This window comes from Paenibacillus sp. VT-400, assembly GCF_001029205.1.
Lineage (GTDB): Bacteria > Bacillota > Bacilli > Paenibacillales > Paenibacillaceae > Paenibacillus > Paenibacillus amylolyticus.
In genome coordinates, this window is the sequence record NZ_LELF01000067.1 from 676,468 (window position 1) to 700,600 (window position 24,133).

Consider the following 24,133-nt stretch of genomic DNA (forward strand, 5'->3'; position numbering starts at 1 on the left):
AACGAGTATGTAGCATGCAGAAATTACACGACAATGGTTTACCATATCAGCGACCAAGGGTCCCGCGTGTGAAGGCTGTTTTCATGGCAAATTTAGTACGAGTCATGAAACACACAAGGGTGAAATGGGGAAGCCGGTGCAAATCCGGCACGGTCCCGCCACTGTAAAACAGGATGATTCCTGTAAGTCAGGTTACCTGCCCTGGACGTACAAACCGGTGTTCCTTCGAGGAAAGGACAGCGTTTCGGGCTATTCTATGCGCATGGACAACCCTTGGTTGAACATGTACAGATCGCCATATGCGAGACGTCATCCCTGATCCTTGTCCAAGGATTGGGGATTTTTTATTGTTCATGTAAGATGAACCGAGACCAATTTTACACGAGGTCACTCCGATTGCAGTACCATCTTCCGATCGCTGTTATCCCCAGATTTTTTGATTCCCTTTTTGAAATGGAAAATCCGGTGATAAAGGCGAACACTTCGTTTCTTCAGATTGGTTCTGCACTCTCCGTTAGCGTGTAAATGTTGCAGTTCAAACCTTACACAGGAACACCAAGGCATGGGGAGTAAGAGTTTGAGCACGATGCAAGAAAATAGTACAAATAGAGAAGGGGAGAATAACAGAATGAATTTCAAGAATTGGAAAAACGTAGCGTCCCTGCTAAGTGCAGCGGCACTCGCACTGGCTTTGGCCGGATGTGGCAATGCAACAACAAACGAGGGTACAGGTACTTCACAGCAACCGGCACAGGAGCAGTCCCAAGGCCAGGCGCAGACGGACCTCAAAACACAATATCCACTTACCGTTACCGATGCAACGGGTGAATCGTTCACCTTTGAAAAGGCACCTGCCAAAATCGTATCCGTGTCTCCGGCTGAGACGGAATCCCTGTTTGCCCTTGGATTGGACGATCAAATCGTTGGTGTATCCGACTATGACGATTATCCGGAAGCGGCAACAACCAAAGCTAAAATGGGCGGTATTACCAAGCCCAATGAAGAGTCCATTATTGCCGCTGAAGCCGACATTGTCTTCACAGGTATCTCCATGAGCGAAGATGCAGTGAAGAAACTGCGTGAACTGGGCATTACCATTTTTAAAACGGATCCTAAATCCATTGACGACGTGATGAACAATATCGAAACCTTCGGTAAAATCACCGATCATCAGGAAAAAGCACAAGAAATCATCACCCAGATGAAACAGGACGTGACGGATGTAACCGAAGCGGTGAAGGCAGTTAAACCGGAAGAGAAGAAAAAAGTATACGTTGAATTCTCTCCAGGCTGGACTGTAGGTAAAGGCGAATTCATGGATGAACTCATCACTGTAGCCGGTGGTAGCAATATTGCTTCCGACAAAGAGGGCTGGTATGAAATCAACGAAGAGAACGTGATTGCCTCCAACCCGGATGTGATCCTGTATGCCAACGATGTCATTGACGAAAACTCTAAAACACTGGATCAGATCATCAAGGCGCGCAGCGGCTGGGATCAAATTACGGCTGTGAAAAATGACGCGGTTATTGGCCTGGATGCCAACCTGCTGAGCCGTCCGGGTCCACGTGTAACTCAAGGGTTGAAAGAAGTAGCCAAAGCGATCTACCCTGACTTGTTCCAATGAGTAAAAAGCTGATCCTGTTCGGAACGACGGGCATGGTGCTGCTGGTGCTCACTGTGCTCATCTGCACGGGCATTGGTTCAGTAGCGTTGCCGATCCGGGATATTGCAGGCATCCTGATTCACAAAATTCCCTGGGTGGGCGATTGGATTACACCGGATTGGAATAAGGCAGCCGAACAGATTATCTGGAAAGTCAGATTCCCACGTGTACTGCTTGCCGTGCTCGTGGGCGCATCGTTGGCGATTGCTGGTACGGGATTCCAGGGGGTTCTTCGGAACCCACTGGCAGACCCGTTCACCCTGGGCGTGTCATCCGGTGCTTCGGTGGGTGCAGCCTTTCTGATTTTCTTCGGATTGCAGTATGCACTGATCGGAATCTGGACGTTGCCACTGGTGGCGTTTTTGACGGGTGTAATCACGTTATGGTTTGTTATGGCACTGGCTCGTGAAGGGCGTAAAATACCTACACACAGCCTCATTCTGGCTGGTGTGGTCATGCAAAGTTTCCTGGGCGCAGTTGTTTCCTTCCTGTCGACCATGTCGAAACAGACGATTAATGAAATTATATACTGGACGATGGGAAGTCTGGCTCTGCGTGGGTGGTCGTATACGGCCATCCTTTTCCCGTATTTTCTGTTAGGGCTGGTCTTTCTCTGGAGCCGCGCACGCTCGTTGAATGTGCTTGCACTGGGAGAACGTCAAGCCGCACATATCGGGATCGGAGTGGACAGACTCAAGCTGTCCGTGCTGGCAGTTGGCACACTGCTGACTGCTGGGGCTGTCTCGGTATCGGGTGTCATCGGATTCGTTGGATTGGTGATCCCGCATATGTTGCGGCTGCTGGTGGGACCGGATTACCGACTGTTGGTACCTTTGTCTGCCATTGGTGGAGCGATCTTCATGGTGTGGGCCGATACCATCGCAAGGTCGTTGCTGGCACCAACTGAGATTCCGCTCGGTGTTGTCACCGCCTTTGTTGGTGCGCCGTTCTTTGCTTACCTGCTGAACCGGAACAAAAAGTTGCAGAAGGGGATGATGCCATGAATTCCAGTACCAGTTCCAACTCGACTTCACTTATCTCCATTAAGGGAGCAGGGAAGTCATATGGCAATCATCAGGCACTGCACAATGTAGACTGGCATGTTGGCGAAGGTGACTGGTGGGGAGTTGTCGGACCAAACGGCAGTGGCAAGTCCACCCTGATCCAGCTTATTGCCGGAACGGAACAGTTAAACGAAGGTCAGATTCGTATCGATGGTCGAGACATCGGCTCTTACAGCCGTAAGGACCTGTCGCGCATGATCGCTGTATTGCAGCAGGATGGCTTACCAGCCATCTCCTATCCCGTGCGAGACGTGGTGGAGATGGGGCGATATCCATACCAGAATTGGCTGGGGCGGGAAGTGGGCGATGGGACACTTGTAGTGGACAGGGTGCTTGAAGACCTTGGATTGACAGAGCTGGCGGACAGACCGCTGGATGCACTCAGCGGCGGGCAACGGCAGCGGGTCGCACTAGCCAAAGTTATGGCTCAGGAGCCGAGGTTACTGCTGCTGGACGAGCCGACCACGTTTCTGGATATTAAATATCAATTGCAATTCATGGAATTGTTATCGGCATGGCGACAGAGAAATAACATTACGATTGTGGCTGTGCTGCATGATCTGAATCTGGCCGCGTTATTTTGCGATCACATTCTGGCGCTGCGTGAGGGCATGGCGGTTGGAAAGGGTACACCTCATACGTTGATCAACGATGAGAATATCCAGGATATATTTCGCGTCAAACCCGCGATTGTCTCTCATCCCGACCATGCCATACCTCAACTGCTGCTGCGACGGGACATCGATTAAATGAAGCGGGGCAACCCATATTTTGATGAAGGAAGTGCTGGTTGTATGAATAATGAACAGGTGTTGGAGCATTTAACAAGTAAGATTACTGCTCCTGACCAGGAAGTGGCGGCAGAAACCTCTGCGCATGTGGATTCGTTGACGAAGCCACCGGGAAGCCTGGGCAAATTGGAAGAGCTGGTGATCCGCTTGGCAGGTATGACGGGCAATGCAAGTCCACGTTTTGATCACAGAGCGGTCATTGTCATGGCCGCAGATCACGGCGTAGTGGAAGAGGGCATCAGTGCTTTTCCTGCTGAAGTGACCCCGCAGATGGTCCTGAATTTCCTCGCTGGAGGTGCGGCAGTGAATGTGCTTGCCCGTCACGCCGGAGCAGATGTGATCTGTGTGGATATTGGTGTGAATGCCGATCTTGAACATCCTGACCTGCTTTCCCGTAAAATTCGCAAAGGCACGGCCAACATGGCCCGAGGGGCAGCGATGACCCGGGATGAGGCAGTTCGGGCTATCCTTGCAGGAGCCGAAGTTGTAGCGGCAGAGGTGGCGAAGGGAACACAGCTATTTGTCACCGGGGAGATGGGAATTGGCAACACCACTGCAAGTGCTGCGGTAATGAGCGCGTTAACCGGAGTTGCACCAGCTGCCGCCGTGGGGCGAGGAACCGGCATTGATGATGCAGGCTTGCAGCGCAAGGCTGCTGTAGTCAGCCGGGCGCTTAGCGTAAACGCACCAAACCCGGAAGATGCACTGGATGTTCTGTGCAAGGTGGGTGGACTGGAGATTGCCGGACTCACAGGGGTTATCCTCGCAGCAGCAGCTCATCATTGTCCGGTCGTTGTAGACGGGTTCATCTCTACCGCCGCAGCGCTGGTGGCGAGACAACTTGCACCTCTGAGTACAGCTTATATGATCGCTTCTCATACCTCACACGAAAATGGACATGAAGCGCTGCTGCGTGAACTGGACCTGAAAGCGATGCTGGATCTGGACATGCGTCTGGGTGAAGGCACGGGCGGCGTGCTTAGTCTTCATCTGATTGACGCAGCCTGTCTCATTCTGAATGAGATGGCAACCTTTGCAAGCGCGGGTGTGTCGGATGGAACAAGCCCTGCTCCAGATTCCGTTGCGTCGGTTGATTCATCCCTGCAAGGAGAGAGTTCACGATGAGTGTACTGGTGACAGGCGGCGCACGCAGTGGCAAAAGCTCCTTTGCCGAGCGTCTCTGCATGCAGCGTTCCTCGGAGGCGTGGTATGTGGCGACAGCTCAGGCGTACGATGATGAAATGCGTGAGCGCATCGCCATGCATCAGCATCAGCGCGAGGCATCGGGGTATCTGTGGCATACAACAGAAGAGCCGATACATCTACCTGCTTTGATAAGCCGCATGGGTGAAGGGCATACAGGGACTTCTGCACCCACCATTCTGGTGGATTGCCTGACGCTGTGGCTGACAAATGTTTTGTTAGCGCATGAGCATGACGAGAAGCAGGTGTTACAGGCACATTTAGACGCGTTGGTTGAAGCGATTCGAACCTATCCCGGTTTGCTTGTTTTGGTTACAAATGAAGTGGGAGATGGGATCGTACCGGAATATGCCCTTGGCAGGAAATATCGGGATTTGGCCGGTGTACTGAATCAGCGTATTGCGGCGATATGCGGTGAAGTGTTTCTGGTGACCGTAGGCATTGCGATTGAACTAAAAAGCAAGGAGTACCGCTTATGAAGGATGGCACGCCTGCTCCTCAGCGTAAACATGCGGCGGCAGCCGCTTTTCAATTTTTGTCCCGTTTCCCTGTCAAAATGCAAATCGATTTTGTCCCGCCGTTGCTGCGGGAAAGTGTTATCTTTTATCCGCTGGTCGGTGCTGCAATCGGTCTGTGTGTCTGGCTCGCGGGAGCCTTAAGCGGTGCAGTGCTTCCGGCCTTTCCGGCTGCCGTCCTGACCTTGACGTTATGGGTATGGCTTACCGGAGGGCTCCATCTTGACGGATGGATGGATACGGCGGATGGCTTGCTCAGTTATCGTACCCGTGAACGGATGCTGGAGATTATGAAGGACAGCCGTGTCGGGGCAATGGGCGTGATCGCCTGCGTGTTGCTTCTGATGATGAAGGCTGCGCTGATCGCTGATTTTATTGCCCGGGGCCACTGGGTGTACGGTGCGTTGCTGATCCTGCCCATGATCTGGAGCCGCTGGTTCATGGTGTATGCGATGTCGGCCTGGCCGAATGCGCGCGAAGATGATGGACTTGCTGTATTGTTTAAAGGTCTCGGGGAGCGGAAGGAGGTCCAGCGTGCACGAAGTTCAGCTGTGGGCCTGACCTTGGTCGCAGGGGCACTTACGTTTGCCTCGGTGTGGCTTTTCAAGCCGGATATGGGGATTGCGGATGCGATGGTGAGTGGGCTGGGAACACTGCCATGGTGGCTATACCCGGTGACGGCAGTTATTATACTGCCTGTGGCGTGTTATTATATCGGCCGATTCGTGGCTGCCCGGATCAGTGAACGGCTCGGCGGTTTAACCGGGGATACGTATGGTGCCATGAATGAGCTGCTGGAGGCGGCTTTGTTGACCGTGCTGAGCGTGCTTCAAGGACTGTTCTGGCTGTAACTTTTGAGTAAGAAGCAGTATGGAAAGTGTTACGCATGAGGTTGGGAGCAAGGTGATCTGGATATAACACGGAGACAGGGGGAGAGAGTGTGGAAGATAGGCTATCACAACCAGCGGCGGTACTGATGCTGCAAGGAACGGCTTCCGATGTGGGCAAAAGTGTCATCACAACGGCATTGTGCCGGATTTTTAAGCAGGATGGCTTCAAGCCTGCTCCGTTCAAGTCACAGAATATGGCACTGAATTCCTATGTGACGGAAGATGGCAAGGAGATTGGTCGGGCCCAGGGGGCACAGGCCGAAGCCTGTGGTATTGAGGCGACAACCGATATGAATCCAATCCTGATCAAGCCGGTGAGGGACATGCATTCGCAGATCGTGGTACATGGTGTACCTTTTGCCCAGATGAGTGCATCGGACTACCGTCAGCATTTCCTGCCTGAAGCAAAGCAGACGGTGATGGATGCGCTGAATCGGTTGCGGGACACCTATGATGTGGTGCTGATGGAAGGAGCGGGCAGTCCGGCCGAGATCAATCTGAAGGACCGGGATATCGTCAACATGAATCTGGCAGGCTGGGCCGATGCGCCGGTGATTCTGATCTCCGATATTGATCGGGGCGGAGTGTTTGCTTCCATTGTAGGTACGCTGGAGCTGCTGGAACCCCATGAGGTGGCGCGAGTCAAAGGGTTCATTATCAACAAGTTCCGCGGTGATCTGTCCCTGTTGCAACCAGGACTCGACTGGCTCGAAGAACGGACAGGCATTCCAGTATTAGGTGTTTTGCCTTACATAAGAGATATTCAGATTGAAGCAGAGGATTCAGTGGTGCTGGACTCCATGCGTCATGGTAAATCCGGCAAAACCGAGCTGGATCTGACGGTGATCCGATATCCGCGAATTTCCAACTTTACAGACTTTGACGCACTTTCCCGTGAACCGGATGTGAATGTGCGTTACGTGACCTCGCCAGAGGAATTGGGCAGTCCGGATGCCATTCTTCTACCGGGTACGAAGGATACCATAGGTGACCTGGCATTTCTGCGTGAGTCTGGACTGGAACAGGCGATTGCGAGCCAGACCGAGCGTGAGCATGTTCAGCTCGTAGGAATATGTGGCGGATACCAGATGCTGGGACGTCATCTGAAGGACCCGTTTGCTGTGGAGGCGAATCAGATCCAGGAAGCAAAAGGACTTGGCTGGCTCCCGCTATCGACAACATTTCTTCAGGAAAAGCAGACCGTCAGAGCTTCCGGACGGGTGCAGCCTGATCACCCGCTTCGTCTGTATGGTGAGCAAGATGTAGCAGATGCTTCATTACCCATTAACGGATATGAGATTCATATGGGCGTTACGGAGTGCCATGAGCCTGAACGTGTAACCGCGTTGTTTGAAATCTCGCATCCAGGTGGTCAACCTTTCCAAGAAGGCTGGGGCTCAGTAGATGGCAGCGTGTGGGGAACCTACCTGCATGGTTTGTTTGAAAGTGATCAATTCCGACGTTCGTGGCTGAATGCCTTGCGTGCAGGAAAGGGACTGGCTCCACTTCAGGAGACATATAGTGTGCATGAACGTAAGGAGATGGAGTTTGATCGGGTAGCCGAATCGTTGCGTTCGTCATTGGATATGAAGCGTGTGTACGAGATTATGGGTGTTCAGGCACCCGAGTGAAACAACAATACCCCCATGTCCGACAAACCGTTCTATAGAAACGGAATGTTAGCGACATGGGGGTATTGTATATCCTATGATTAAATGAGGTTTAAAACAGGTGATGATAGGTTAATGGTTAACCTGTTAGTTTATTTTGAAATTTTTCATAGCGGATTGCAGCTCTACAGCTTGTTCATGCAGGTGACGAACTGTATTCGAATGTGAATCCATCTCGCTGAGCTGAAGATCTGCTGTTGAAGCAATCTGTAACATGCTCTCACGGGATTTGGTCGTAATCTGTGCCGTTTCTTCAACGGACGCACTCACTTCTTCAGCACCAGCTGATACTTGTTGTGTAGAAGCCGAGACGGTCTGAATGGTCAGATTCACGTTCTGAATCAATTCATTCAGTTGCTGGAAGGCTGAGCCTGCTTGTTGAACGACAGTTGTGCCTGAACCAATCTCCTGGGTTACACGGTTCATGGCATCAACCGAACGTTCAGCATCTTCACGAATGGTACCCAGATAATCCGATATTTCTTCCGTGGCTGTCTTGGATTGCTCGGCAAGTTTACGAACTTCTCCAGCAACAACAGCGAATCCGCGGCCATGCTCTCCGGCACGTGCTGCTTCGATGGAGGCATTGAGTGACAGCATGTTAATCTGTTTGGTGATCTCAAAAATGGAAGCAACAATGGTGCCGATAGCTACCGAACGTTCATTCATAGTTTCAACATATCGCAACGATTCGCTTGCTGTCTGGCCTACACGCTCCATCTGCTCAATGGCATTCTGAGCCAGTCGGTTACCGTTAACTGCCTCGTTGGCTGCTTCACCAATCTGGTCAGACACTTCAGCAGAAGAAGAAGCAATATGCATGATACCTTGCGTAATTTCTTCCATAGCTCTGGCGTTCTCGGATGCGCTTGACGCAATGCTGATGCTGCCTTTTTCTGCATCTTCTGCAGAGCGGCTGGAGTTTCGAACCATACCGGACATCGATTCAACCCGCTGAAGCAGGTCATTGGAGCCTGATACAACTTCATTGGACGTGGACAAGGCACGGCTAATCATTTCTTTCAGGTTATGCGTCATCGTCTGGAAGCTTGCGGCAAGCTGGGCAATTTCATCTTTACCTTTGATCTCTAGTTCAGCGGTCAGATCACCCTGGGATATTTGTTTACTATGTTGAACGAGCTTGATGATTGGTTTGGTAACTCTTTTGATCATACTAGTGGAGATAAGCCAGCCGAGTACAAACACTAATGCTGTAATTCCAAGACACAACCAGAAAATCTGAGTAATCTTGTCTTGAATGAACTGGGCATCCATGCTCACAGCCATAATCATGTTACTTCCTGCAATGGGGATAAAGGCTGCTTTATGTACACCAAAGGAATCGGAGTAGACCTCACTGATTACCATTTCTTTGTTCTCAATAGCTGCATTCATTGCGGGTTCTACACTAATCTCATCCTGGGCTTTCATGTTTGAAGAAGGGTTGGCCACAACCACTTTGGCTGAGCCATCTTGAATAGCAACAACGTAAGCCGCATCCAAATTATGTTCTTTTGCTTTATCTGCCAGGTACGATTCCACGGTCATGGCAGCACCTTCAGAACCGGCTCCGCCACTCTGTACCTGCAGGATTTTGGATGCTGAAGTATTCTTGTATATATCCTGAATGGACGTGTTTAGGACTTTGTCAAACTGCGGTAGCACGTAGCTTTGAATAATATTCATCGATACGGCGTAAAAACTAATACTGAACAACAGGGAAGCAACCAGCAGAACGAGGAACAAAGTGCCTCTGATTTTACCGGCAACGGTGCGATTACGAAACATATGATCATCCTTTCACGTCAAGTTCATTAACATTGTCGCTTTTCCGTAATCCTAAGACCTATCTACCAATGAAGAAAGACCTAAATTGAACATTGAGAAAACTTGGGAATAAGCGGATATACCTATATTACAAAATTAACCGGAGGTTGAATAGAACAATTTTCACGATTTGGTGTATTTTTTTCAGAAATAGATGAATCTGTTACATGCATATTACATAATATCAATTAATACCTACCAGAATAGTTTGTTATATGTTATATTGTAAAATGTCTTTGTCGGAAGTACAAAAGATAGAAGAGAAAATCGGATATTTTCCGGTTACACACATGCCTGAGGAGGATTTAAAGAAATGGATACTTTTCTAGTCATATTGAATGTAGTGGTTATACTTGCCTTACTTGGCATCCTCTACTGGATGCAGAAAAAACATATCTCCTTTACAAAACGCGTATTTGCGGGTCTGGGACTGGGGGTTGTTTACGGGGTTATTCTCCAATTGGTGTACACATCAGGTTCTGATGTTGTTACGAAATCAGTCGATTGGTTCAATCTGGTCGGTTCAGGATATGTTCGTTTGTTACAAATGGTCGTGATCCCATTGATCATGGTGTCGATCATCTCAGCCATTATGAATCTGAAGGGCAAGCAAAATCTCGGCAAGATGAGTGTTTCCATTATTGCCATTCTGTTGATCACCACAGCGATTGCCGCAGGTGTCAGCATTGTAACGAGCCTTGGCTTTAACCTGACTTCCATTGAGATTCAAGGAGGAGACCGGGAGAATGCGCAGATTCAGAAGGTGGAGGAACGGCTTGTTGATGTGAAGGATCAGACAATCCCGCAGCAAGTGCTGGAATTCATTCCTTCGAATCCATTTGCAGATATGACAGGAGAACGTCGTACATCCACACTGGCGGTGGTTATCTTCTCCGCGTTCATCGGTGTAGCTGTACTTGGACTGGATCGCAAAAAACCTCAGCAGGCGGAGACGTTCCGCGGTATGGTTAATGCGGTATATGCAGTGGTTATGCGAATTGTTACACTGGTGCTGAGGCTTACGCCTTACGGGATTTTAGCACTGATTACAAAGGTAACGGCGACAACCAATGCGGAAGAGATATTAAAGCTCATCAAATTCGTGATTGCGTCCTACGTGGCCCTCATCGTGATGTTTATTATTCACCTGATCATTATCTCGCTGTCCGGCTTCAACCCGGTTACGTATTTGAAGAAGGTGCTGCCAACACTGGTATTTGCCTTTACATCCCGTTCAAGTGCAGCAGCGATTCCGCTGAATGTGGAGACACAGACGAAGAAACTCGGCGTATCGGACGGCATTGCGAACCTGTCTGCAAGCTTTGGGGCTACGATTGGGCAAAACGGCTGCGCCGGGATCTATCCGGCCATGCTGGCGGTGATGATTGCTCCGACGGTCGGCATCGACCCGCTGAGCTGGGACTTCATTGTGACTTTGATCCTCGTAGTCATGATCAGTTCGTTTGGTGTGGCTGGCGTTGGCGGCGGGGCAACCTTCGCTTCCCTGATCGTATTGTCCACCATGAATCTGCCTGTGGCTCTGGTTGGCCTACTCATTTCCGTGGAGCCGCTGATCGACATGGGTCGTACAGCGCTTAACGTGAACGGGTCGATGACATCAGGACTCGTGACGAGCAGAATTTTGAAGGAAAACGATCGGGACACGTTTAACGATCAGAGCCGTGAGCTGGATTCTGCGGCTCAGGCTTACTACAGAATGGATTAGATAGAAGCTCACATTAAGATAACTAGAGCCGTCTACAAATCAAGTGAGAAAAGCCGTCCTTCGGAGGAATCCGGAGGGCGGTTTTTTTGCGGCAATCAAACTATGCTGTGCACGGTGGTGAAGCAGTCTTCTTTTTCTATACACGGTGCAAGGGGAATAGAGGTAGGAAAAACTAGTATGGTCCAGAGGGAAGCGGGAGGAATATAGAAGGGGTCGTAGTCACTCAGGCACGCTTGGAGTTATTTAGTTCTGTTCATGGGACGAGAAATGTGATAGAGTATTCATGTTTTGGCCCTGAGCCAAACCGCGGTTCGTAACCATCCCGCGTAATCAAAACTAGGAAGGCAGTGTATGTATTTATGTTTAACTTAGGGTGGGGAGCAGTTTTTGTTCTCGTAACTTATGGATTTTTCCTGTTGTGTTACCGCTTGTTCGGTAAAAAAGGTCTCTATGCCTGGATTGGTGTGGCTACGGTTATAGCCAACATTCAGGTGACCAAAACGATAGATATCATGGGAATCGTACTGACGTTAGGCAACACGATGTATGTCAGCATGTACCTGACCAGTGACCTTCTTAATGAGAAATATGGACCAGGTGAGGCACGCAAAGCCGTATGGTTCGGGTTTTTCACGCTCATCATGACAACGGTTCTGATGCAGATGGTGTTGTACTTTGACCCGGCACCAACGGACTTTGCACAGGAATCTATGGCGAAGCTGTTTGGTCTGCTGCCACGTCTGGCACTCGGAAGTCTGACGGCATACTTCATAAGCCAGTTCCTGGATGTTCGATTGTACTCTTGGCTGCGCAAGGTGGCCCCAGGGCGCAATCAGTTGTGGATACGCACCAACGGTAGTTCGATCATCAGTTCATTTGTGGATACACTGGTGTTCTGCACGATCGCGTTTGCGTTCATCTACCCTTGGGATGTTTGGCTGGAAATCTTCCTGACGACGTATATTATCAAATTTGTATTAACTGCGGTTGGAACGCCGTTTCTGTATGCTGCACGTAGCTTTAAGTTTAAGGATGAGGCTTAGACAATATTCAAAGAGTATCACTTAAAAAACCCCTCTGCGTAGTCAATTGTAATTCGGACTCTGCAAGGGTTTTTTTTCATAGAAAAGACCCGAAACAAGAAAAATCCTTTTTACATTTTTATGAAAAAGTTATAATATAAACGACCTGTCGTTATGAGCGTGTATCAATAGGAATGATCATTTCATACAAAGGGGAATCGCACATGTACTCTACACTGCGTTATACACTGGAAAGCAATGGCACAACCTACGAGAATGATAACATTAATGCTTCGTTATTGGTGGAGTTGATCTCCAATCTGGAATTGCAGGAATTCGTAGTACTTCAACCTTCGGAGCTGGTGGAGGGAAGTATGTATATGCAGGCTGCTGCGCTTGAGGAACCAGGGCAGATGGTGGCGGAGATTCGTTTGCAGGAAGGCGAGAACGGTTTCCGACATTACAGCTGCAGAACAACAGATACGACTGGGATTATTCAATGGTTTCTGGATTACTGGGGGAAGCAACAGCTGCCACAGCTGGAGTCTTGGCAGGATATTACGCATGAGTTTGACTAATGGTAAATGAGTGAGCAGGAATAAAATTACGTAGAATGCAGACGGAGTAATTTAGGATATGCTTTGTATTAATTAAAATCCCGCAACCCATGATATTCATGGAATTGCGGGATTTTTGCGTTCGCGTGTGTACTTGCTACTTTTTCTGTATACAGGCCTGAGGCGTACGCGAAAAGAGTATATTATTTTGAAGAACAGTTCAGCGCAGTTTCGTGCAGTTTAGTTCATGATGCATAATATCGGCTAAGCATTGATGTATCTGGGCTATTTTTGACATAGATCCAATTGGACTAGTCGGTAAGGATTTGCAGTTCTTTTGGATATGTCGTCAGAACTTCGATACCCGTCTCGGTCACAATTACATCATCTTCGATGCGCACGCCGCCTGCTGCGGTATATATGCCCGGTTCAATCGTGAATACGGTACCTTCATTCAGGATGTCCATATTCTCTCCATGGAGAGAAGGATACTCATGTACGTCAATACCGAGTCCATGGCCTACTCTATGCATAAAACGCTCGCCGTATCCCGCTTCTTCCGTGACCTGGCGCGCTGCACGATCCACTTCGGCGCAGGTGATGCCTGGTTTCACGATTTGGATAGCAGCTTCGTTCGCTGCGAGCACAGTGTTATAGATAGTTTTGAGTTCAGGAGAGATGTCACCAAAGGCGAATGTACGTGTGATATCCGAGGCATATCCGCCAGCATAGACACCCATGTCAAACATCAACAGGTCACCATGTTGCAATTTCCGTTCACCCGGTGTACCGTGTGGCAGACCTGTTTTGGGTCCCGTGAGCACCATGGTATCAAAGGAAGGGCCATCGGCACCCAGCTTTTTCATCTGATACTCCATCTCGGCGACAAGTTCGATCTCGGTTACACCTGTGCGAACATGAAAGAGGCCTTGACGCAATGTTTCTTCAATCAGATAAATGGCGTGGCGAATGCGGGCTACCTCATCCGGTGTTTTTTTCACACGTAATGTGCGAAGCAGGGGGCCAACATCTTCAAAGCTGGCAGCACCGAGAGCGGCGGTCAGTTGTTCATAACGTGCGACCGTTACGTATTCTTTCTCGAGACCAACCCGGCCCAAGCGCCCCTGATAACGATCAAACAAAGCGTAGGGATTATCCGTATCCGTGTGAGTAGCAATGTTGGATACCGAGGAAGCGGCTGCGGCAGCTTCAGCATCAAGCGCAGGTACGATCAACAAGGGTTCTTCGCCATGTGCGAGAACCAGACCGAGGAAGCGTTCATGCGGATTGCTCGCAAATCCAGTTAAATAGTAGATATGTTTTGGATCTGTGATCAGCATGGCGTCCAATCCTTGCCCGGACAGATCGGCTTCAAGACGAGATAAAGGGTTTTGATTCATAAGTGTAGTTGTCCACCTTTCCATTCATACTATCCTTCTATTATAAAAGATTATGATGGAATTCCAAACTGCGGTGATTTCATATCCTCGGAATACCTTGAATTCTCGGTTTAAGCGGCTGGTATGAAGGGTAATACAGGGCGAAACCGCTTTACAGATGAGTAATAACACCACAACTATAGCGAACAATACATTAACAATACGTTGAAGCTTGACTTATTTATTTTATACAGAAGAAAGATATACGAAGGGAGATGTAATCATGAATAATCGAGTAACTGTTCCACTGTATGCTTCATTATTAAGTGTGGCACTGTTAACCGCGTCATGTTCTTCAGGCGAACCTTCTACGGGAGGAACAGAGCAGACGTCTCAGGGACAGGGAACAGGTCAGGGACAGACAGCCAATGGAGGCAATACCGGTGCAAGTGGAAATGAGAGTGGAGCGCAGGGAGAGGCGGTTATTCCGTATCAGCCATCTGTTCTGGTTGAAGGACTGAATGCACCATGGGAGATTGTGAGTGTGCCTGATGGTCGGATGTTTGTAACGGAACGCCCTGGTGCGATTCGGGTTATTGAGGATGGAAAACTAGCCCCTGAACCACTGATTGAATTCTCAGCCCCATTTAATGAAGAAGGTGAGGGAGGTCTGTTGGGTCTTGCAGCTGATCCGGACTTCGAGGATAACGGTTACTTGTATGCATACCACTCCTACCTGGAAGGCGACGACATTGCGAATCGAGTGTTACGTCTCAAGGTGAATGATGGCAAAGCGGTCATAGATCAAGAGTTGCTTGGTAACATTCCAGGCGGAACAAATCATAACGGTGGGCGGATCAAAATTGGCCCGGATAAGTTGCTCTATATCACAACAGGTGAGCGTTATGAACCGGAACTGTCACAGAACAAAGATAGCCTTGGAGGTAAAATATTGCGGATAGGCCTCGACGGATCGATCCCAGCAGACAACCCATGGCCGAATTCACCTGTATACAGTATGGGACACCGTAACGCACAGGGACTGGCATGGAATCCGGACAACGGTTACCTCTATTCTACCGAACATGGTCAGCGGAATCATGATGAGATTAACCGGATTGTGGCCGGGGAGAATTATGGCTGGCCTGAGGTGGAGGGAGACGACGATGACAATGGCGCATATCAGGCTCCGCTTGCACATAGTGGGAAAGATACATGGGCGCCGTCTGGTGTAGCTTTTGTAGAAGAAGGACCTTGGGCTGGATCACTCATTGCTGCGAATCTGCGTGGAGAGCAGCTGCTGAAGGTTACTCTTTCGGAAGATGGCACACAGGTGGAGCAGGTGGAACCGATCTTCGAAGATGAGTGGGGCCGGATTCGCAATGTGAGTGCTGGCGAGGACGGGAAGTTATATGTGCTTACGAACAATCGGGATGGACGAGGATCGCCACGTGATGGAGATGACAAGCTGATTGTACTAACTCCGGAGAGCTGAGTCGGGGTCAGGGGAGAGAAAATCAGTGTTGTAGGACAACGTCGAACCGAACTCGTCTCCCCGTAAGGTAGTGGATGGAGTAAGTTTAAAACGAACGGTTGCCGCTTATCTTGAGCTAAAGCCCTGAAGTGCCCTGAATCTGAATCGCTCTAAATAATATTTTTCTAACGAACCTGACGCACCTTAAATAGAGGTTTGGTGGCGTTCGTAGAATTTAACGAACCTCAGCCACGTTATATAGCCAAAATTCACTCGAAACCTGCAGAAAAACCAACGAAATGAGTAACTAAGGTGTCTGGAGTTCGTTAGAAAATCTTGATACTCAAAATACTGCGTATAGGGTGTCTGAGATTCGTTACAAAACAAGTATAACGTTTAGACTGTGCCCAATTCGTTAGAGGCGGACCTCAGTCAATAAGTAGACACTTACGTTACGGATTTTCCGGTGAATTGATTTGCCAAACGGGCAGGGGAAAGAAACTGTGCACATGTCGTAGTTCAGTATAAGATACTGCGTGCATACTGTATGAATAGCGTGCACAATAGGAGCTACCATACGGTCAACACCAGTGCAGTAGAATAGTAGAAGTGCGTGGTTAATTAATTAAAGGAGCTGTCCCCGTCAAATTCATGACTTATGGGACAGCTCCTTGATTGTAATGTATGTGTCATCCTAATCTTGAATGAGCTACAACGCACAATGCCGCACGAAGAGAAACAGCGTTAATAGGATGCGTTATCGTTCCAAAAAACTCACAGGTCCGCGTTCTTTACTTACTCTGCGCTCTCCGCAAGTGTGGCAATACGCTGAGCCGGATCATTCATGTACTCTCCACCGTGATAACAGAGAACCTTATTGAGCTTAAGGTTGGTCAGTTTCTTCAGGCTTCGCAGCGCTTCAGGCATGTCCGGTGTCGCTTGTGGTGCGGGGCCAACCAGTTCATCATCGACCACACGAAGTTCATCGGCAGCGAGCAGGAACTGTTGCTCCCCGAAATACAGGCAGATATGACCTGGCGTATGTCCCGGTGTATGAATGACCTGTGTACCACCTTGAAGGGGTAATAAATCTCCGTCCGACAGAGTTCTGCTAATGTTCACTTCAGGCAGCTGCAAGAGCAGTTGGTCTGCCAGTGCCAAAACGGGCGCGGGCAGCAGAGCACGACGTTCAGGCGTGAATTTGATCAAAGGCTTCTCACCGGTTAGATATGGAATCTCATTGGCATGTGCCCAGATTTCCAGATCAGGGATGGCATCCAGAAGAGCACCCAAGTTACCGATATGATCGATGTCCTGATGAGTAATAATCACACGTTTGACGTCCGAGAGCTGTACGCCCTCTTGTTCCAATGCGGATTGAAGTTCAGCGAATTGTCCAATCATGCCTGTATCCACCAGGGTAACGCCATCTACATCACGAAGCATGACGGGGAATATGGGGCTGTTCCCAGAAGGCGTAGGAATCTGAAGATTTAGCACAGTAATCGAAGTTGTTGGATGGCTCATGGTTATTCGGACCGTAGTCCGGTACACCTCCTTATATTTTTTAGCAATGATTGTTGTTATTCAGGGCGATTATATTTCAAGTGTTTTCTATATTTTTTTACCGTATGGAGCAGCGCTTCGAACGTATCTTCTTCATTACTGCCATCCTTAACGATGGAGACAAACGAGAAGTTATCATGAACAAGTTTGTTCCTCGTCTGAAACACCAGACTAAGGGCTTCAGCGAAGTTTTCTTTTTCGGGTTCCAGAGCAATGAACTCTTTACTCAGTTCGGCCTGAATAATCTCCATGTTGGAGCGTGCACGGTAGGCAGGAGTTTTCATCAGCTGAGTCGAATTAAACTTTTTCTGATATACGTCTCTGTACAGTTGATGTAACATTTGTTCAATAATGGCGCATAGTTCGATGACCAGTGAAGCATATCTTCGGTTTTTACGTTTTCGGGTGAGCTCACGTGTTTCTTCTTTGTCCAAAACACCGTATTTTTCATACAGCGTAGAATCAACGTTCTGCAAGATTTCCTGATATTCCTGTTCGAGTAGTGCGATTTCAAGTTTGGCTTGTTTTTTAACTTTTTTAAAATCTTCTTTGGTCAGCATACTTGTCCTCCCATGGAAACCGAGATGTGATCCTATCATTATCTCATATTGTCCGTCGTCGCGCCTCTAATTTCGGAACCTCAGGTTCAGAAGGGAAGTACCTCATGTCCAATCAGACAGCAATTGTAACAGGAGCTAACTCAGGTATGGGGTTGGCAACCACCATTGAACTTGCAAGGCAAGGATATCGCGTAATTATGGCATGCCGCAGTGAGAAGCGCGGACAGGAGGCTCTTCAGGAAGCTGTGCGTCAGTCCGGTTCTTCTGCGATTGAATTGATGCTGTGTGACCTGGGTTCACTCGAAAGTATACGCCAGTTTGCCGGCACATTCCGCGAGCGTCATGATCACCTTGACGTTCTGGTTAATAATGCGGGGGTAGTGATGGTTAAGCGGAAGGAAACCTCAGACGGGTTCGAACAAAGTATCGGTATTAACCATCTGGGACATTTCCTGCTGACCTTACTTTTGATAGAACCTCTGAAAGCTGCGAAGCAGGGACGGGTTGTGAACGTTTCGTCAGGTGCCTACAAGGCCGGCAAAATCCACTTCGAAGATCCACATCTGCACAAAGGTTATAATCCGATCAAAAGTTATGCTCAATCCAAACTGGCGAACGTGCTGTTCACTCGTGCACTGGCTAGCAAACTGTCAGGTACTTTTGTCACAGTGAACTGTCTACACCCTGGTGCGGTGGGAACGAGTATTGGCGTAGATCGCAATACCGGATTTGGCACACGCATTATGGCATTTGCAGGTAAACTTCCATTCTTTCTGTCCCCTGAAGAAGGGGCGCGAACGGCTGTTTATCTGGCCACAAGCCCTGAAGTCGTCGGCATCACCGGTCGTTACTTCTATCAACAGAAAGAGCAGCAGCTGAAGGCACATGCCGTTGACGATGCTTCAGCTGAGCGTTTCTGGACGTGGAGCGAAGAACAGGTGGGGCTAAGAGATGACGAGAAGTTGTAATTCAGCACAAGCTGATGAGTGACTCATGAATAGAGTCGTTACATATTTTATACTTTTGCCTTCACAGCTTGTTGGATCATTTCAATAACAGCTTCAATACGTTGGATGCCTTGATCTCCCTGACCGTATGCACGGACAGAGGCGGATGAGGCATTTTTCTCATTCTCACCAAGCACGAGCGAATAAGGCACTTTTTCCATCTGGGATTCACGGATTTTGTACCCGAGCTTCTCGCTACGAAGATCTGTTTCTACCCGAATGCCCGCAGCACGGAGTTGGCTCTGTACTTGGAGTGCATAGTCTGCATAATGATCTGACACAGGTAGGAGCTTCACTTGTACAGGTGCGAGCCAGAGTGGGAACGCTCCTGCATAGTGCTCAGTCAGGATGCCGATGAAACGATCGATCGAACCATAGATGGCACGATGGATCACGACCGGACGGTGTTTCAGGCTATCCTCGCCAATGTAAGTGAGGTCGAATTTCTCCGGCATTTGAAAATCAAGCTGGATTGTTCCGCACTGCCAGCTGCGCTTCAGCGCATCGAGGATATGAAAGTCAATTTTCGGTCCATAAAAGGCACCGTCCCCTTCGTTAATGCGATACTCCACGCCCCGACGATCTAGTACATTTTGCAATGCGCGTTCCGCTTGATCCCACAGCTCTTCCGAGCCCATGAAATCTTCCGGACGAGTGGACAATTCAATCTTATATTCGAATCCAAAGATATCGTACATACGTCCGATCAGTGAGATCGCCTGATTGATCTCGTCCTCGATCTGCTCTGGCATGACGTAGAGATGGGCATCATCCTGGCAGAATGTCCGCACACGCATCATGCCGTTCAGGGCACCTGAGAATTCATGGCGGTGAACCTGACCAAATTCCATCATGCGAATGGGTAATTCGCGATAGGAATGAAGTGTGTTTTTGAAGATCAGCATATGCCCAGGGCAGTTCATCGGTTTCAGTGCAAAAGTGGCATCGTCCACTTCCGAGAAATACATATTGTCCTTGTAATGCTCCCAGTGACCGGATTGCTCCCACAGACGATTGTTCATCATGAGAGGAGTCCGAACCTCCTGATAACCTTCCTGTAATTGTAGCTCACGGGAGAATTGCTCCAGTTCAGTGCGAACAGTCATGCCTTTGGGCAGATAAAAGGGCATGCCGGGAGCTTCTTCGGAGAACATGAACAGTTCAAGCTCTTTGCCAAGTTTACGGTGATCTCGTTTCTTCGCTTCTTCGAGCATGTGCAGATGTTCATCCAGTTGGGCTTTGTTCGGGAAAGCAGTGCCGTAGATGCGTTGTAGCATCTTATTATCCGAGTTACCCCGCCAGTACGCACCAGCTACATTCAACAGCTTGAACGCTTTGATCCGACCAGTGGATGGAAGATGGGGACCGCGACACAGATCGAAGAACTCTCCTTGATCATAGATCGAAAGCTCGGCGTCCTCTGGCAAATCCCGAATGAGTTCATGCTTGTAAGGGTCCTGGATTTCTCCGAAGATACGGAGGGCTTCCTCCCGGTTAACGACCCGGCGACTGATCTTATGATTTTCCTGAATGATTTTGTTCATTTCCCGCTCGATGGCAGCCAGATCACTGATGGACAAGGCATGCTCCAGATCAACATCGTAATAGAATCCATCTTCAATGACTGGGCCGATACCCAGTTTCACTTGTTCTGCACCGTAAATGCGTTTGAGTGCCTGTGCGAGCACATGTGCTGCGCTGTGACGATAACGATACAGACCTTCCGCACTTTCTAAAGTAACGATAACAAGTTCGCAATCTTGCTGGAGCACCCAATCGAGATCGACATTTTGACCATCTACAATACCGCCGATAGCCTGTTTCCCAAGACTTGTGCTGATAGATGAGGCAACCGCACCTACAGTGATGCCTGCTTCGTAAGAACGTATCGCGCCACCTTGCAGACGGACCTCAATGGAATGACTGGATGGTTTAAGATCATTTGCTTGGTTGTTTATTTCGTTACCTGATTTGTTGCTTACTGAGTTACTGTTTTCTTGTTTGCTCATGTGAACCACTCTCCATTTCTTAAAATGAAAGCGCAAAAAACACCCGTCCCGGAAAAGGGACGAGTGCGCTTGGCTCGTGGTTCCACCCTAATTTTGGTTATGGTGCACCCTGCTCTCGGCCAGCCGCCGGAACAGAAAACATCATAACCCTCATTGGAATCCGTTATCGGGGATCAGGCGGTGAACTCTACTGGCAGCATGCCAAACATCCGAAGGAAGTTCGAAATGCTGAGGTTCGAGGTCACGGCTGCAGAGGGGTAATTCCGGTCCGTTCGCTGAAGAAGGTTTCACCAATCCCCTCTCTCTCTGGGCAGCACGCAAACGAAATCATGTCTCTGGTCATCGCCAAATATGTTAGATCAACTCATCAGATGATCCTGAAATGTGTTGTGTTCATTATCAATATATTGGAACAGGTGTTATTGAGTGTCGATTATATAGACTGAAAATGGAAAGGTCAAGCGGAACATTTTAATTGGTTTCGGACGGCCCATCCCATATTAAGCGAATGATCGTTCCTTCACCAGGGGTGGACTGTACCTCAATACGACCATTCATGGCTTCGATCAAACCTTTGGTTACCGCCATGCCCAGCCCTGATCCAACGTCCGATGTACCTGTATCTGTACCGCGATAGTATCGTTCAAATAACTTCCATACCGTCTCGGAGTCCATGCCTCTTCCATTATCGGCAAACTGAATGCTGAACTCATCAGCGTGTTCACCAGAATGCACACTGACAACCAGGATGGACTCGGGCGGATTATGAAGAAGGGCATTGGCGGTCAGATTATCCACAATTCGTTCAAACGACGGAATATGGACAAGTCCATACACAGGCACTTCGGAAGGTTGGAATAGGATGCGACCTTCTCCATATGCTGGATTCCGTTCAGCGCGCTGGATCAGATCACGGAGCAACGTATTTACGTCAGTCTCTTCCACCACAGGTTGATATCCTCCACTGCGTAATCGATAGGTCATGGCAAGGTCGTTAACAAGCCTGTCCATGTACATGGACTTATCGAGCATTATGCCTGCGAATTCCCTGACTTCCTCCGCGGTCCAGCTATACTTATCCGCCTCAAGCATATGAGCATATCCCTGAATGGAGGAGAGGGGTGTCTTCAGGTCATGTGTTATGCCAGCAATCCACTCCTCCCGCAGAGAATCGGTCTGTTTCCGAAGTTCTTCATCTTGCTTCAAAGTGTGAGACAGGGCCTGCATGGAGCGAAGCACTTCAGCATACACGTTGTATTTTCGCTTCCACTTTCCGTTACGACGCTGACTGCGAGGCACTCCAAAGGCTCCGGTAGGTTCCTCGTAATGTCCTCGTTCCAGACGCTGTAACCATTGGAGCATATGCAGCATGGGTGAACCGAATCGGTTGGCATACCAGAAGGCAAGCAAAATGAGCAGAATGATGATGGATACAATCAATACGACCAATGCCGGTTCCAGAATAAAATTGTAGGGGTTCTGATCACTGTTCACCGCCGGATCAACAGGGATGCTAATCAGCCAAGTGGTTTCACTCTGTTCGTCGTACCACGTTGCAACAGACAGGCCAGATCGACTCGGATAGCGAACTTGCAGAACGAGTTCCTGAATGGTGTATTCGGTCGGTACGCCCATGGTTGGTTTGTTGAAGGAAGAAATTTCACGTCCTGACGGGTCCAATATTTGAAGATAAGCATTGGCAGTACGAAGGGCCTCCTGTTGGTTGGGCTGAAGATTAAGCTTCCCGTTGGTAAAAGCAAGATCTGAACGAATGTTATTCATTAAGGACTTGGCCGGGTTACGCTCACCATATAACAAGGTAAAATCCTTTCCGTTCTTCTCCCGGATCAGCATGGCGATCTGATAAGGGAACGGCTTCTGGCTTTCCCAGTATGCAATCAATTCCCCCGGTTTATAGTGAGAAGGAACATCGGCGGGTGTGTGATATTCATCAATGGCGTTGCCTTGTTCGTCAAGAACTTGGAGCCAGCCTTGATTTTTATCCACTTGCTTTAGCAATTCAGGGTCATACCGGATGGTATTATCCGGCAGGATTTCTGCTGTACTAATCAATTGGTCCAGACCATTGGCAGCAAAATCATCTACCAGATTCACTTCATTTACCTTTTGCACGACCCAGTAAGTGGCTACAGACCCAAGCAGGATGATAAGAACGACTGCACCGGCAAGCATCCCGATAAACCGGGTCATTAACCTGCGACGAATACTCATGGGCGTGACACATGTTCCGGCTGAATCAGTTTGTACCCCAGACCCCGGACGTTAACAAGAAACACCGGATTGGAAGGATCGGCTTCAATGCGCTCCCGAATGCGGTGAATATGAACCATCACAGTATTGTCATCACTAATGGCTTCCGAGCCCCAGACCCGCTCATATAGATCTGATTTGGTGAAAATTCGATTGGGATGTTTGCAGAAAAAGAGTAACAGTTGGAACACAAGTGCCGGACAAGATACAGACTCACCTTCAACCCGAAGTTCACCAGCCCACTCCAGTACCTGGAATCGTCCAAAGTCGTACACGCCTTCCGATGTGCTGGGAGATGACGTATTTACGTTAGATGGGACATGATCCGAGATCGCTACGCTTTTAGATGGTAAATAACGCTTCAGTAATGATTTAATTCGAGCAACGACTTCCAGCGGATTAAAGGGTTTGGCGACATAATCGTCGCCACCAACGGCGAATCCGGTTAATTTGTCATAATCGGTTGTTTTGGCCGTTAGAAACAGGATGGGCGCATCGGTGACCTGCCGTAGAAAAGGACAGATTTCCAGTCCACTTTTGCCAGGAAGCATGATGTCGAGCACGATGCAATGATACGTCTTGTTGTTGCATGCTTCGATGGCAGCTTCGCCTGTTGTAACGGTATCAATATCGAGAAACTGCTCTTTGAGCAGAACGGTTTTGAGCATATGCAGAATAGCCTGTTCATCATCCACAAGCAGTAATGAGACGTTATCCATAGTTTAAAAATGACCTCCTGATCCTTCCGTTGTGTGTATTGCTAATCATACCATCCAAGAAGGCTGTATAGCGTACGAGCTATCTTAACGGAATCTTAATTATACAACCTCAAAAGGCGTTGCAAGTTTAACTACATGTAAGATGGGGTTAGACGAAGGATAAGACTCATTCTGTACACTTAACTGGAAAGTATAACGATTAACTGAAGGGATGTTG

General features: G+C 48.8%; 19 protein-coding genes and 1 riboswitch. Of the genes, 12 read left to right on the top strand and 7 right to left on the bottom strand.

Annotation, left to right across the window (positions count from 1 at the left end):
• The first annotated feature begins 100 nt into the window (after positions 1-100).
• Positions 101-219, top strand: a riboswitch (cobalamin riboswitch).
• A gap of 409 nt (positions 220-628) precedes the next feature.
• The 7 genes from EL84_RS13675 (at position 629) to EL84_RS13705 (ending at position 7,760) form a co-directional block, all read left to right on the top strand.
• Positions 629-1,627, top strand: a complete 999-nt coding sequence (locus tag EL84_RS13675; protein ID WP_047842049.1) for an ABC transporter substrate-binding protein — start codon at positions 629-631, stop codon at positions 1,625-1,627.
• Positions 1,624-2,670: a FecCD family ABC transporter permease gene (locus EL84_RS13680; protein ID WP_036610733.1), complete on the top strand. Its 1,047-nt coding sequence runs from the start codon at positions 1,624-1,626 to the stop codon at positions 2,668-2,670. The genes EL84_RS13675 and EL84_RS13680 overlap by 4 nt, the downstream gene beginning before the upstream one ends.
• Positions 2,667-3,479 carry an ABC transporter ATP-binding protein gene (locus EL84_RS13685; RefSeq protein WP_047842050.1) on the top strand — a complete coding sequence of 271 codons (813 nt, stop codon included), beginning with the start codon at positions 2,667-2,669 and terminating at the stop codon, positions 3,477-3,479. Before EL84_RS13680 ends, EL84_RS13685 begins: the two co-directional genes overlap by 4 nt.
• 45 nt (positions 3,480-3,524) lie before the next feature.
• The gene (gene cobT / locus EL84_RS13690) at positions 3,525-4,646 is read left to right on the top strand and encodes a nicotinate-nucleotide--dimethylbenzimidazole phosphoribosyltransferase (RefSeq protein WP_047842051.1); all 1,122 of its coding nucleotides are present in this window, start codon (positions 3,525-3,527) and stop codon (positions 4,644-4,646) included.
• Positions 4,643-5,203 (top strand): bifunctional adenosylcobinamide kinase/adenosylcobinamide-phosphate guanylyltransferase, encoded by a 561-nt coding sequence (gene cobU / locus EL84_RS13695; RefSeq protein ID WP_047842052.1) that lies wholly within the window; start codon positions 4,643-4,645, stop codon positions 5,201-5,203. Before cobT ends, cobU begins: the two co-directional genes overlap by 4 nt.
• On the top strand, positions 5,200-6,090 hold the full coding sequence (cobS, locus tag EL84_RS13700; RefSeq protein ID WP_047842053.1) for an adenosylcobinamide-GDP ribazoletransferase: 891 nt from the start codon (positions 5,200-5,202) through the stop codon (positions 6,088-6,090). Before cobU ends, cobS begins: the two co-directional genes overlap by 4 nt.
• A 125-nt stretch (positions 6,091-6,215) precedes the next feature.
• On the top strand, positions 6,216-7,760 hold the full coding sequence (locus tag EL84_RS13705) for a cobyric acid synthase (protein WP_047844177.1): 1,545 nt from the start codon (positions 6,216-6,218) through the stop codon (positions 7,758-7,760).
• Between the two features lie 126 nt (positions 7,761-7,886).
• Here the strand turns inward: EL84_RS13705 and EL84_RS13710 are convergent, their stop codons facing one another.
• On the bottom strand, positions 7,887-9,587 hold the full coding sequence (locus EL84_RS13710; RefSeq protein WP_047842054.1) for a methyl-accepting chemotaxis protein: 1,701 nt from the start codon (positions 9,585-9,587) through the stop codon (positions 7,887-7,889).
• Between the two features lie 352 nt (positions 9,588-9,939).
• On the opposite strand from EL84_RS13710, the gene EL84_RS13715 reads away from it, so the two are divergent.
• The 3 genes from EL84_RS13715 to EL84_RS13725 all read left to right on the top strand — a co-directional run bounded on the left by EL84_RS13715 (position 9,940) and on the right by EL84_RS13725 (position 12,952).
• Entirely contained in the window at positions 9,940-11,352 is a 1,413-nt protein-coding gene (locus EL84_RS13715; protein ID WP_047842055.1) for an L-cystine transporter, read from the top strand.
• A 359-nt stretch (positions 11,353-11,711) separates the two neighbouring features.
• Positions 11,712-12,395 (top strand): queuosine precursor transporter, encoded by a 684-nt coding sequence (locus EL84_RS13720; RefSeq protein ID WP_036610716.1) that lies wholly within the window; start codon positions 11,712-11,714, stop codon positions 12,393-12,395.
• Positions 12,396-12,598: 203 nt separating this feature from the next.
• On the top strand, positions 12,599-12,952 hold the full coding sequence (locus EL84_RS13725) for a hypothetical protein (protein WP_047842056.1): 354 nt from the start codon (positions 12,599-12,601) through the stop codon (positions 12,950-12,952).
• A gap of 290 nt (positions 12,953-13,242) precedes the next feature.
• Here the strand turns inward: EL84_RS13725 and EL84_RS13730 are convergent, their stop codons facing one another.
• Positions 13,243-14,331 (bottom strand): M24 family metallopeptidase, encoded by a 1,089-nt coding sequence (locus tag EL84_RS13730; RefSeq protein WP_047842057.1) that lies wholly within the window; start codon positions 14,329-14,331, stop codon positions 13,243-13,245.
• A 262-nt stretch (positions 14,332-14,593) separates the two neighbouring features.
• On the opposite strand from EL84_RS13730, the gene EL84_RS13735 reads away from it, so the two are divergent.
• The gene (locus EL84_RS13735) at positions 14,594-15,805 is read left to right on the top strand and encodes a PQQ-dependent sugar dehydrogenase (protein ID WP_047842058.1); all 1,212 of its coding nucleotides are present in this window, start codon (positions 14,594-14,596) and stop codon (positions 15,803-15,805) included.
• 774 nt (positions 15,806-16,579) lie between these two features.
• Here the strand turns inward: EL84_RS13735 and EL84_RS13740 are convergent.
• Positions 16,580-17,311, bottom strand: coding sequence for an MBL fold metallo-hydrolase (locus tag EL84_RS13740; RefSeq protein WP_047842059.1), 732 nt, complete (start codon positions 17,309-17,311; stop codon positions 16,580-16,582).
• Positions 17,312-17,367: 56 nt separating this feature from the next.
• Positions 17,368-17,910 carry a hypothetical protein gene (locus EL84_RS13745; RefSeq protein WP_047842060.1) on the bottom strand — a complete coding sequence of 181 codons (543 nt, stop codon included), beginning with the start codon at positions 17,908-17,910 and terminating at the stop codon, positions 17,368-17,370.
• Positions 17,911-18,014: 104 nt separating this feature from the next.
• On the opposite strand from EL84_RS13745, the gene EL84_RS13750 reads away from it, so the two are divergent.
• Positions 18,015-18,878: an SDR family oxidoreductase gene (locus EL84_RS13750; protein WP_047842061.1), complete on the top strand. Its 864-nt coding sequence runs from the start codon at positions 18,015-18,017 to the stop codon at positions 18,876-18,878.
• A 47-nt stretch (positions 18,879-18,925) separates the two neighbouring features.
• On the opposite strand, the gene thrS is transcribed toward EL84_RS13750, so the two are convergent.
• The 3 genes from thrS to EL84_RS13765 form a co-directional block, all read right to left on the bottom strand.
• Positions 18,926-20,926: a threonine--tRNA ligase gene (thrS, locus tag EL84_RS13755; RefSeq protein WP_235431530.1), complete on the bottom strand. Its 2,001-nt coding sequence runs from the start codon at positions 20,924-20,926 to the stop codon at positions 18,926-18,928.
• 471 nt (positions 20,927-21,397) lie between these two features.
• The gene (locus EL84_RS13760; protein WP_047842062.1) at positions 21,398-23,158 is read right to left on the bottom strand and encodes a sensor histidine kinase; all 1,761 of its coding nucleotides are present in this window, start codon (positions 23,156-23,158) and stop codon (positions 21,398-21,400) included.
• Positions 23,155-23,916 carry a response regulator transcription factor gene (locus tag EL84_RS13765; protein ID WP_047842063.1) on the bottom strand — a complete coding sequence of 254 codons (762 nt, stop codon included), beginning with the start codon at positions 23,914-23,916 and terminating at the stop codon, positions 23,155-23,157. Before EL84_RS13765 ends, EL84_RS13760 begins: the two co-directional genes overlap by 4 nt.
• Between the last annotated feature and the right edge of the window lie 217 nt (positions 23,917-24,133).